Genomic DNA, 11,448 nt, shown 5'->3' on the forward strand with positions numbered 1-11,448 from the left:
TCACGGTGCGCGTGTTTTAACACAATAAGCACCATAAACAGACTAGATTTAAACATAAGAAATTTTGGGGTAGTCGTCCGTTTTTCAACCCATGTTTTGGGTTTTTATCGGCTTGTGTTCCGTCACAAAGGCGGAGCAGGGCTCAGCGCGGAGCTGCGCTTACGTTTCCTTCCAGGGGTGGGAACAAGGATATTCAGGAGAGAACGTGCCAAAGATCCGTCTTTTATGTTTTGCCGGTTTGTTGCTGGCGAGCGAAACGGCTTTCGCTGCCAATGTGCGATTGCAACTGGAGGGGCTGACCGGGGCGCTGCAAAAAAATGTGCGCGCCCAGTTATCCACGATCCAGAGTGATGAAGTTACGCCTGACAGACGTTTTCAGGCACGCGTGGATGATGCCATTCGCGAAGGGTTAAAAGCGTTAGGCTATTACGAGCCTACCATTGATTTTGAACTGCGCCCGCCGCCGGAAAAGGGGCGACAGGTGCTGATCGCGCGGGTTTCGCCAGGCGAACCCGTGCGGATTGGCGGCACCGACGTGATCCTGCGCGGCGGTGCGCGTACCGACAGTGACTACCTCGATTTACTCAAAACACGCCCGGCCAATGGCACGGTGCTCAATCACAGCGACTATGACGGTTTTAAAAAAAGCCTCACCAACGTCGCGCTGCGTAAAGGCTACTTCGATAGCCAGTTCAATAAGAGCCAGTTGGGCGTCGCCCTCGACAGGCATCAGGCGTTCTGGGACATCGACTATGACAGCGGTCAGCGCTACCGGTTTGGCGCGGTAACATTTGAAGGGTCGCAAATCCGCGACGAGTACCTGCAAAACCTGGTGCCTTTTCACCAGGGCGATTATTACCAGACCAAAGACCTGGCGGAACTGAACCGCCGTCTGTCGGCCACCGGCTGGTTCAAGTCGGTGGTGGTAGCACCGGAGTTCGATAAAGCGCGGCAAACCAAAGTACTGCCGCTGAAGGGCGTGGTCTCGCCGCGTACGGAAAACACCATTGAAACCGGGGTGGGTTACTCCACAGATGTGGGGCCGCGTGTGAAAGCGACGTGGAAAAAGCCGTGGATGAACTCCTACGGCCACAGTCTGACCACCAGCATGAGCGTCTCCGCGCCGGAGCAGCAACTGGATTTCAGTTATAAGATGCCGCTGCTGAAAAACCCGCTTGAACAATACTATCTGGTGCAGGGCGGTTTTAAGCGCACTGACCTGAACGATACGCAAGCCGACTCCACTACGCTGGCGCTTTCGCGCTACTGGGATCTCTCCAGCGGCTGGCAGCGCGCCATTAACCTGCGCTGGAGCCTTGACCACTTTACGCAAGCCAGCGTCACCAATACCACCATGTTGCTCTACCCAGGCGTGATGATCAGCCGCACCCGCTCTCGCGGCGGCCTGATGCCGACCTGGGGCGACTCCCAGCGCTACTCGGTGGATTATTCCAACACCGCATGGGGATCGGATGTCGACTTCCTCGTCTTGCAGGCGCAAAACGTCTGGATCCGCACGCTCTACGATCGCCACCGCTTTGTGGTGCGCGGCAACCTGGGGTGGATCGAGACCGGCGACTTTGATCGTGTACCGCCGGATCTGCGCTTCTTCGCCGGGGGCGATCGCAGCATTCGTGGTTACAAATACAAATCCATCGCGCCAAAAGATGACGATGGCAAGCTGATCGGTGCCTCAAAACTGGCGACCGGCTCGCTGGAGTATCAGTACAACGTCACCGGGAAATGGTGGGGCGCGGCGTTTATCGACAGCGGCGAAGCGGTCAGCGATATCCGCCGGAGCGACATTAAAACCGGCGCGGGTGTTGGCGTGCGCTGGCAGTCGCCTGTCGGGCCAATCAAACTCGATTTCGCCGTTCCGGTCGGCGACAAAGAGGAACATGGGGTGCAGTTTTACATCGGTCTGGGGCCAGAATTATGAGTTTATGGAAGAAAATCAGCCTCGGCGTACTGGTGTTTATCCTGTTAGTGCTGGGGACGGTCGCCTTTCTGGTGGGGACCACCAGCGGGCTTCATCTGCTGTTTAAGGCGGCGAACCGCTGGGTGCCGGGGCTGCACATTACTCAGGTAACGGGGGGCTGGCGCGATCTGACGCTGAAAAACCTGCGTTACGATCAGCCCGGCGTGGCAGTGAACGCCGGGGAAATCCACCTGGCGGTGAATCTGGGCTGTCTGCGCAGCAGTAGCCTGTGCGTCAACGATCTGTCGTTGAAAGATATCAACGTGGCGATCGACAGTAAAAAGATGCCGCCTGCCGCCCCTGTGCAGGAAGAGGAGAGCGGGCCGCTGAACCTCTCCACGCCGTACCCGATTACGCTCAGCCGGGTGGCGCTGAACAATGTGAATATCAAGATTGACGATACAACCGTCTCTGTGATGGATTTCAGTTCCGGGCTGAGCTGGGAAGAGAAAAACCTGACGCTGAAACCCACCTCATTGCAAGGGCTGCTGATTGCGCTGCCGAAAGTGGCGAAGGTGGCGCAGGAAGAGGTGGTTGAACCGAAAATCCACAACCCGCAGCCGCAGGAAAAGCCGCTCGGCGAAACGCTGAAAGCGCTGTTTGCCAAACCGCTGTTACCGGAAATGACCGATGTGCATTTGCCGCTCAATCTCAATATTGAGTCGTTTCGCGGTGAGCAACTGCGACTCACCGGCGACACGGATATTCTGGTGCGCAGCCTGTTGCTGAAAGTGAGCAGCCTTGACGGGCAAATGACGCTCGATGCGCTGGATATCGACTCGAACCAGGGGCAGGTCAGCGCCACGGGCCGCGCACAATTGCGTGATAACTGGCCGGTGGATTTTACCCTCAACAGCACGTTGAATGTGGAGCCGCTAAAAGGCGAAAAGGTGAAGCTGCAGGTTGGCGGCGACGTGCGCCAACAGCTCACTATGGATGTGAACCTCTCCGGCCCGGTGGATATGACGCTGCGGGCGCAAACGCAACTGGCCCAGGCCGGTTTGCCGCTGGAGGTTGCAATGACCAGTAAGCAACTCTACTGGCCGTTTACCGGTGAGAAACAGTATCAGGCGGATGATGTCTCGCTGACGCTGACCGGCAAGATGACCGACTACACGCTGGCGTTCCGTACTGCGGTGAAAGGGCAGGATCTGCCGCCCGCCGCCATCCGGCTAGATGCAAAAGGCAATGAGCAGCAAATCAACCTCGATAAGCTGACCATTGCTGCGCTGGAAGGGACAACCGAGCTCACGGCGCTGCTCGACTGGCAGCAGGCGATCAGCTGGCGCGGCGAACTGGCGTTGAACGGGATTGATACGGCAAAAGCCTTCCCGGCATGGCCGTCAAAACTGAATGGCCTGATCAAAACGCGCGGTAGCCTGTACGGCGGTAGCTGGCAGGTGGATGTGCCGGAGCTGAAGCTGAACGGTAACGTGAAAAACAACAAGGTGAATGTCGCCGGGCAACTGAAGGGCAATAGCTATTTACAATGGATCATTCCCGGTTTGCATCTGGAGTTAGGGCGCAACAGGGCAGATATCAAAGGTGAACTGGGGGTAAAAGATCTCAATCTTGATGCCAATATTGATGCGCCAGGCCTGGATAACGCACTGCCGGGCCTTGGCGGCAGCGCCAAAGGCGTAGTGAACATTCGCGGCACGGTCGATGCGCCGCAAGTGCTGGCGGACATCACAGCCAATAATCTGCGCTGGCAGGATCTTTCCGTTGCCCGTGTGCGGGTCGACGGGGATGTGAAATCCAGCGAGCAAATTGCCGGGAAGCTCAATGTGCGCGTGGAGCGTATTGTGCAGCCGGGTGTCAATGTCAATCTGGGCCTGGTGACGCTGGCTGCGGAGGGGAGCGAAAAACAGCACACCTTACAGTTGCGTGTGCAGGGAGAGCCGGTTTCCGGGCAACTGGATTTGGCGGGGAGTTTCGATCGCCAGGAGCAGCGCTGGAAAGGCTCGCTCAGTAATACGCGCTTTGCCACCCCGGTAGGGCCGTGGTCGATCAACCGGCCAATCACGCTGGATTACCGGAACCTGGAGCAGAAAATCGCCATTGGCCCGCACTGCTGGCTTAACCCCAACGCCGAGCTGTGCGTGCCGCAACCGATTGATGCCGGGGCGGAAGGCCACGCGCTGGTGAACCTTAACCGTTTCGACCTCGCCATGCTGAAGCCTTTTATGCCGGAGACCACCCAGGCGAGCGGTGTGTTTAGCGGTAAAGCCGATGTGAGCTGGGACACGACAAAGGCCGGGCTGCCGCAGGGGCAGGTGACACTCGTCGGACGTAACGTGAAGGTGACGCAGGTGGTGAACGATGCGCCGTTGCCGGTGGCGTTTGATACCCTGAACCTGAACGCCCAACTGCGTAACGACCGCGCCGATCTCGGCTGGCTGATTCGGCTGACCAACAATGGGCAGTTTGATGGTCAGGTGCAGGTCACCGATCCGCAAGGGCGACGGAATCTGGGCGGCAACGTCAATATCCGCAACTTCTCGCTGGCAATGGCCAATGCCATCTTCAGCCGGGGTGAAAAAGCGGCGGGTACGCTGAACGCCAATTTGCGACTGGGCGGAAACGCGCAGAACCCGCAACTGTTCGGGCAGCTGGGGTTGAACGGACTGGATGTCGAAGGCAACTTTATGCCGTTCGACATGCAGCCCAGTCAGCTGGCGATAAATTTCAACGGTACGAGCTCCGTGCTTCAGGGCGTGGTGCGCACCGGTCAGGGGCAGATTAACCTCAGCGGTGATGCAGACTGGAGTCAGATCAATAACTGGCGCGCGCGGGTAGCGGCGAAGGGCAGCAAAGTGCGCATTACCGTGCCGCCGATGGTGCGGCTGGATGTGTCGCCGGATGTGGTGTTTGAAGCCACACCGAGCCTGTTTACGCTTGACGGCTGCGTGGATGTGCCGTGGGCACGCATTGTGGTGCATGACGTGCCGGAAAGCGCAGTCGGCGTCTCTGGCGATGAGGTGATGCTTAACGATCAACTGAAACCTGAGAAACCGCAAAGCACGTCGATCCCGATCAACAGTAATCTGGTTATCCACGTTGGCAACAATGTGCGTCTGGATGCGTTTGGGCTCAAAGCGCGGCTGACCGGCGACCTGAAAGTGGCGCAGGATAAGCAAGGGTTGGGGCTTAACGGGCAGATCACGATCCCGGAAGGGCGTTTCCACGCTTATGGTCAGGATTTGATTGTGCGCAAAGGGGAACTGCTGTTCTCCGGTCCACCGGATCAGCCCCTGCTGAATATTGAGGCGATCCGTAACCCGGATGCGACGGAAAATGATGTTATTGCCGGGGTTCGCGTGACCGGAACTGCCGATGAACCTAAAGCGGAGATCTTTTCCGATCCGGCGATGTCGCAGCAGGAAGCGCTTTCTTACCTGCTTCGCGGGCAGGGTCTGGACAGTGAACAGAGCGATAGCGCCGCAATGACCTCAATGCTTGTAGGCCTGGGGGTTGCACAAAGTGGGCAGGTTGTGGGTAAAATCGGCGAGACGTTTGGCGTAAGCAATCTGGCGCTGGATACTCAGGGGGTAGGCGACTCCTCCCAGGTAGTGGTCAGTGGCTACGTGCTGCCGGGTCTGCAGGTAAAATATGGTGTCGGAATTTTTGACTCACTGGCGACTCTCACGTTACGTTATCGCCTGATGCCTAAGCTGTATCTTGAAGCGGTGTCTGGCGTAGATCAGGCACTTGATTTGCTCTATCAGTTTGAGTTTTAGCAATGCGAATATTTGTCTACGGCAGTTTACGAAGCAAACAAGGCAACAGCCACTGGATGACCAATGCACAGTGGCTGGGGGATTTTTGCGTCGAAAATCATCAGCTGTTTAGTCTGGGGCATTACCCGGGTGCGGTACCGGGCGAAGGAAGCGTACAGGGCGAAGTGTATCGCATCGATGCGGCAACGCTCGGTGAGCTGGATGCGCTGCGCACCGCTGGCGGCGAATATAAACGCCAGTTGATCCAGACGCCGTATGGCAGCGCCTGGATGTATGTGTATCAACGTTCGGTTGAAGGCAAGACTTTTATCGAAAGTGGTAACTGGCTCGACAGAGAAAAGTACCAGTAATCGTTGTTCTCAGAGAACCGCGCCGCAGGGCGCGGTTTTTTTATTGCGGGTTCGCGGGGTTAAAACTCAATGCGTGCGCCAACGTTGTAGCGGCGACCTTCCACCACGCCATATTCGCCCCAGTTACTGACGCGTTTCGGATCGGCATCGAACAGGTTATACACCCCCGCCAGTAGCTGTGTATTTTTATTCAGCTGATAACGCGCGCCGACATCCACCATGGTGTAAGCGTCATACAGATTGTGATCGCCGCTGTCGCGGTTGTGGCTGCGGTAATTGGCTTTACTCCACAGATCCAGATCCGGTGTGGCTGACCAGGTCAGCGACAGGTTCACCATATGGCGCGGGAAGTCGTTCAGCGCAAAGCCTTTATTCACACCACTTTTTTGTTCGCTGTGGTTAAAGGTGTAGTTGGCATTGGCTTTGACCGTTTCGGTGATGTGCCAGTCGCCATTCAGTTCAACACCGTACACCTCGGCTTTGCCGATATTGAAATACTTGTCGATAGAGTCGGCGTTATAGCCATTCACCGAACACTGGACATCGGCGGTGGTTTCGCAGATGGTCTGCTCTGCAATCTTGTCTTTAAAGTCGGTGTAGAACACCGTGCCATCCAGCGCCAGATCGTCACCGGTCCAGTACAGACCGAGTTCGGCGTTGACGCTTTTCTCAGGCTTCAGATCCTCGTTACCCACCGTGAGGTAAGGGTAAGGCGGCGTGGAGCCGTGCGGCGTAACAAAGTCGCCTGAGGTGGCGCGCAGTTCCGGTTTTTTATAGCCGGATGAGATCCCACCTTTCACTGTCCAGGCGTCATTGACCGCCCAGTTGCCGTAGAGTTTGGGCGTGATATGCGTACCGAAGTAGTTATCCCGATCCAGACGTGCCGAGGTGGTCAGGGTAACGTCGCCGATCTCCCAGCCATCTTCGGCAAACAGCGCCCAGCCATCACGGCTGATTTTGGTCACCGGATCGACGCCAGGGGCTTCTTTATGCGCCACATCGAAGCGATCGTTAAGCTCCTCACGGGTAACGTTAGCGCCGACGGTCAGTTTATGGGTATCCAGCGTGAAGGTCGTCTGGCTGTTGGCTACGTAGTTTTCCGTGGCGATATACTGCGGCGTCAGCCCGTCATACCAGTATTTGGACTTGCCTTTTTCGTAGTTAATATAGTTCCTGGTTATTATCGCATCGTCGTTATACCAGCCCGAGTGGCTGAGGGTGACGGCATCGCGATCAAAGCTCCACAACCATGGGGTGTTGTGCGTCCGGTTTTTCTCCTGCGCGCCGACCACCACATTCAAATCGAACAGGTTGGTTTCATTGGCCGCCAGCCCCAGCGTCATATCCACCGATTTACGATCGTGCTTAATAAAATAGTTGCTGCGTTCGTCATCCCGGCGATTCAGCCAGTCGGCCGCCACGCTCAGCCCGAGCTTCTCTGGTACCAGTGGCCCCATGGCAAACAGGTTCAACTGGTTGGTGTTCCCAAAAGCGCTGTGTTGCTGAATAAAGTAGTTGTTCGCCAGCGCGCCGGTCCAGTCGGTCAGGCCATAGGGTTTTTTGGTGATCACGTTGACCACGCCGCCGATGGCATCTGAGCCGTATAACGAAGACATCGGCCCGCGGATCACTTCAATACGCTCAATGGCTGACATGGGCGGCAGGAAGTTCATCTCCGCGCCAATATTTTGCCCGTACGGGCGTGACTCACCGGTATTTTGTTTCACGCTGTTGACCATAAACGCGGTGTAGGAGGAGTCCATCCCGCGGATCATAATATCGCCGGAGGCAATATTGCTGGCGCCATCACCCACCAGTACCCCGGGAATATCCTGCACGGCTTCACCCACGTTACGGTTGGCTTTTTTTTCCAGCGCAGTGTTGTCGATAACCGAAATCGTGGCCGGTGCGTTGCGTTTTTCCTGCGCGAAACCTGCGGCGGTCACCACCATTTCATCTTCGTCGGCGCTGGTTTGCGTCTCTTGTGCCTGCGCCGTGAAAACAGAACCCGCCAGCAGTGTCACCACACCGGTGAGCGCAATGTGTTTGTTATCCATTTTTTTCCATGACCAGAAAAGGTAAAAACGATCCCCTGTGCCTCTGCAGGTGCAGGGGGATAAAGGCGTGTCAGAAGGTTCCCAGCGCGATTTTGATCACGTCGTCGGGTTGCTTACTCATCTCTTTTTCACCCTGCTTAATGCTGGCGTACAGCGACTGGCCATCAGCAGAGAGCGCCAGGCTGTTGGGCAGCATGCGGGTGGGGAGCGTGGCTTTCACTTTGTAGGTGTCGGCATCGACAATGCTGATTAACTTCGCGGTGCGGTGGCTGATATAGACTTCGTTACGTACGGGGTTAAACAGCACCGCCAGCGAATTGGGAACGTCGATACGGTGGATCAGTTTGCCGCTGTCGGGGCGGATCACCAGTACGCCGGGCAAATCCGGATCGGTAATAAAGGCGCGGTTGGTTTTACTGTCCAGCGCAATATTGAGGAAGAAGTGCTTCTTGTCGGCATCCACTTTATGCCGCGCCGCCAGGGTGTTTTTTTGCGCATCAATCGTGATGATTTCATTGTCGCCATTCACCACATACACGCTGTTTTTCGCGCTGTCGATCGCCAGCCCGGTCGGGTATTTCCCCATGTTCTCCACCGTGGTCAACAGCGTCAGGTTTTGCGTATCCACCACCCAAACAATGCCCTTTTCCGTGACGCCGGAGACGTACAGGCGCTGGCGCTGCTTATCGAGCACCATTTCGCGGGTATGTACCCGATCTTCCGGTTTTTGGGCATCACTCAGTTGCAGCGTCGCCAGCTCTTTGCCGTTGCGTGTATCCACCACCGTGACAGAACCTTCCAGCGTGTTGCCGAGGTACAGGCGGTGGTTTTCTGCATCCAGTGCGGTAGCGAACACGCGACGGCGGGTGGGCCAGCTATCGACAGTGGTCAGCGTTGTTGGGTTTAGCCGATAGATCAGGCCCTGGGTTTTGTCTTTATCGAACGAGGGCGCGGCAGCGACAAACAGGGCGTTCTGACGGCTGTCGACGCTCAGTTCATAGAGACCCGGGCCAGGCGTGGCACTCAGGAACGCATCCTCTGCTGACGTCGCCTGGGCGCACAGGGTAGACATCAGCAGAGTCAGCGTAAGTGTGAAACGACGGACGGTTTTAGGCGGGAACAGTGCAGTTATTTTCATTTACGTTTATTCACATTGTTTTACGTATCGCGAATGATATTAATTGCTAATTGCATTTGCAATTAATCGGGGCAAGGAGAGGCCGCGAATGTTGGTAGCTTGTCCGGATGATGATTTTTTGACAGGAGAGGTGAAAAAACAGGCGGAATGCCTTAAAGATCAACAGGCAGGGGCGAAAAAAAACCTCTGCACCGCGGGAGCGATCAGAGGTTTTTCAGAAAAAACGGATTACTTCTTCGCAGCGCGTTCGAAGGAGGCAACGATTTCCGCTTTAGCGGCTTCCGCGTTGTCCCAACCGTCAACTTTCACCCATTTGCCTTTTTCGAGGTCTTTGTAGTGCTCGAAGAAGTGGGTGATCTGCGCTTTCAGCAGTTCCGGCAGGTCGTTCACATCTTTGATGTGATCGTACTCTTTGCTCAGTTTGGTATGCGGAACGGCAACCAGTTTCGCATCTTCACCGGATTCGTCAGTCATTTTCAGCACGCCAACCGGGCGGCAACGAATCACAGAGCCTGGCTCCAGCGGGTACGGCGTCGGGACCAGTACGTCTACCGGGTCACCATCCAGAGAAAGGGTGTGGTTGATGTAGCCGTAGTTGCACGGGTAGAACATCGCGGTGGACATAAAGCGGTCAACAAACAGCGCGCCGCTGTCTTTGTCCACTTCGTATTTGATCGGATCTGCGTTAGCCGGAATTTCGATAACGACGTAGATATCTTCTGGCAGATCTTTACCCGCCGGAACGTTCAGTAAGCTCATGTTTGTTTCCTTTAAAATGTGTGGCAAACAAGTGCCGGGTATTATAGCCAACTGAAGACGAAAGTCTTCGCCTGTTTTAATTTCCTCACATTTTATACACGTTTTTTAGCCTCTTTTTATGACCATTTTGTCCATAACCATAGCAGCATACTGAATAATATTTTGTAAGCGATTACAGTGAGATCTTCGCTACTTTTCAATGCAGTAAATTTCTGCAATTTCAATGGATAATTGAGGTGAGTTAAAACGCCTCTTTTCGCGCGCCAGATCGCAACTGACTCACAACAATTCGTTCACTTTTCCGATTTGTGATGTAACGCATTTTGTTACATCCCCGATTGTCTATAGTTTTCCCCGCAGGTGAAGTTGTAGCCAACAATAACCCTACGAGGATGCTCTTATGTGGAAGCGCTTACTTCTTGTCACAGCAGTTTCGGCAGCCATGTCGTCTATGGCGATGGCCGCCCCCTTAACCGTAGGATTTTCGCAGGTTGGGTCCGAATCCGGCTGGCGAGCCGCTGAAACCAACGTTGCGAAAAGCGAAGCCAGCAAGCGCGGCATTACGCTGAAAATCGCTGACGGTCAGCAAAAACAGGAAAACCAGATCAAAGCGGTGCGTTCGTTCATCGCTCAGGGCGTGGATGCCATCTTTATCGCCCCGGTGGTCGCTACAGGCTGGGAACCGGTACTGAAAGAGGCGAAAGACGCACAGATTCCGGTCTTCCTGCTCGACCGCTCCATTGATGTGAAAGACAAATCGCTCTATATGACCACCGTCACCGCCGACAACGTGCTGGAAGGCAAGCTGATTGGCGACTGGCTGGTGAAAACCGTGGCCGGTAAACCTTGCAACGTCGTTGAACTGCAAGGCACCGTCGGCGCAAGCGTCGCTATCGATCGTAAGAAAGGCTTTGCTGAAGCCATCTCCAAAGCGTCTAACATCAAAATCATTCGCTCCCAGTCCGGCGACTTTACCCGCAGTAAAGGTAAAGAGGTGATGGAGAGCTTTATCAAGGCGGAAAACAACGGCAAAAACATCTGCATGGTTTACGCCCACAACGATGACATGGTGATCGGTGCGATTCAGGCGATTAAAGAAGCGGGCCTGAAACCGGGCAAAGACATTCTTACCGGCTCTATCGATGGCGTACCGGACATCTACAAAGCGATGATCGATGGCGAAGCCAACGCCAGCGTAGAGTTGACGCCGAACATGGCGGGCCCGGCGTTCGACGCGCTGGAAAAATTCAAAAAAGATGGCACCCAGCCGCCGAAGCTGACCATTACCAAATCGACGCTCTATCTGCCGGACACGGCGAAAGAAGAGTTAGAGAAGAAGAAAAACATGGGTTACTAACCCGCTCTCCACCGAGGAGAGTTCTGATAACCCTCTCCCCACCGGGGAGAGGGCAGGGTGAGAGGGAAA

Annotated in this window: 7 protein-coding genes; 4 read left to right on the forward strand and 3 right to left on the reverse strand. The window is 55.4% G+C overall.

Features of this window, described 5'->3' with window-relative positions; genetic code table 11:
- The first annotated feature begins 205 nt into the window (after window positions 1-205).
- From tamA to ACQ3G7_RS08345, 3 genes are read left to right on the forward strand one after another with little or no spacing between them, the layout of a single operon-like run.
- Window positions 206-1,939: an autotransporter assembly complex protein TamA gene (gene tamA / locus ACQ3G7_RS08335; protein ID WP_263098292.1), complete on the forward strand. Its 1,734-nt coding sequence runs from the start codon at window positions 206-208 to the stop codon at window positions 1,937-1,939.
- Window positions 1,936-5,718: an autotransporter assembly complex protein TamB gene (tamB, locus tag ACQ3G7_RS08340; protein WP_430889497.1), complete on the forward strand. Its 3,783-nt coding sequence runs from the start codon at window positions 1,936-1,938 to the stop codon at window positions 5,716-5,718. Before tamA ends, tamB begins: the two co-directional genes overlap by 4 nt.
- Window positions 5,719-5,720: 2 nt before the next feature.
- Window positions 5,721-6,068 (forward strand): gamma-glutamylcyclotransferase family protein, encoded by a 348-nt coding sequence (locus ACQ3G7_RS08345; RefSeq protein ID WP_263098290.1) that lies wholly within the window; start codon window positions 5,721-5,723, stop codon window positions 6,066-6,068.
- Window positions 6,069-6,127: 59 nt separating this feature from the next.
- Here ACQ3G7_RS08345 and ACQ3G7_RS08350 read toward each other — a convergent pair whose 3' ends face one another.
- The 3 genes from ACQ3G7_RS08350 to ppa form a co-directional block, all read right to left on the reverse strand.
- Window positions 6,128-8,125 carry a TonB-dependent receptor domain-containing protein gene (locus ACQ3G7_RS08350; RefSeq protein ID WP_430889498.1) on the reverse strand — a complete coding sequence of 666 codons (1,998 nt, stop codon included), beginning with the start codon at window positions 8,123-8,125 and terminating at the stop codon, window positions 6,128-6,130.
- Window positions 8,126-8,195: 70 nt separating this feature from the next.
- The gene (gene yncE, locus ACQ3G7_RS08355; RefSeq protein ID WP_430889499.1) at window positions 8,196-9,263 is read right to left on the reverse strand and encodes a 7-bladed beta-propeller protein YncE; all 1,068 of its coding nucleotides are present in this window, start codon (window positions 9,261-9,263) and stop codon (window positions 8,196-8,198) included.
- Window positions 9,264-9,491: 228 nt separating this feature from the next.
- Window positions 9,492-10,022: an inorganic diphosphatase gene (ppa, locus tag ACQ3G7_RS08360; RefSeq protein WP_263098289.1), complete on the reverse strand. Its 531-nt coding sequence runs from the start codon at window positions 10,020-10,022 to the stop codon at window positions 9,492-9,494.
- Window positions 10,023-10,422: 400 nt separating this feature from the next.
- On the opposite strand from ppa, the gene ytfQ reads away from it, so the two are divergent.
- Window positions 10,423-11,379, forward strand: a complete 957-nt coding sequence (gene ytfQ / locus ACQ3G7_RS08365; RefSeq protein WP_061498330.1) for a galactofuranose ABC transporter substrate-binding protein YtfQ — start codon at window positions 10,423-10,425, stop codon at window positions 11,377-11,379.
- Window positions 11,380-11,448: the final 69 nt, after the last annotated feature.

Origin of the sequence: Kosakonia sp. N21 (assembly GCF_050587465.1) — a bacterium.
Classification (GTDB): Bacteria; Pseudomonadota; Gammaproteobacteria; order Enterobacterales; family Enterobacteriaceae.

What these genes read in the sequence shown, in the direction of transcription:
- tamB (WP_430889497.1), top strand. Translation starts at nt 1,936, where the DNA reads ATGAGTTTATGGAAGAAAATCAGCCTCGGCGTACTGGTGTTTATCCTG.
- ACQ3G7_RS08345 (WP_263098290.1), top strand. Translation starts at nt 5,721, where the DNA reads ATGCGAATATTTGTCTACGGCAGTTTACGAAGCAAACAAGGCAACAGC.
- ACQ3G7_RS08350 (WP_430889498.1), bottom strand. Translation starts at nt 8,125, where the DNA reads ATGGATAACAAACACATTGCGCTCACCGGTGTGGTGACACTGCTGGCG.
- yncE (WP_430889499.1), bottom strand. Translation starts at nt 9,263, where the DNA reads ATGAAAATAACTGCACTGTTCCCGCCTAAAACCGTCCGTCGTTTCACA.
- ppa (WP_263098289.1), bottom strand. Translation starts at nt 10,022, where the DNA reads ATGAGCTTACTGAACGTTCCGGCGGGTAAAGATCTGCCAGAAGATATC.
- ytfQ (WP_061498330.1), top strand. Translation starts at nt 10,423, where the DNA reads ATGTGGAAGCGCTTACTTCTTGTCACAGCAGTTTCGGCAGCCATGTCG.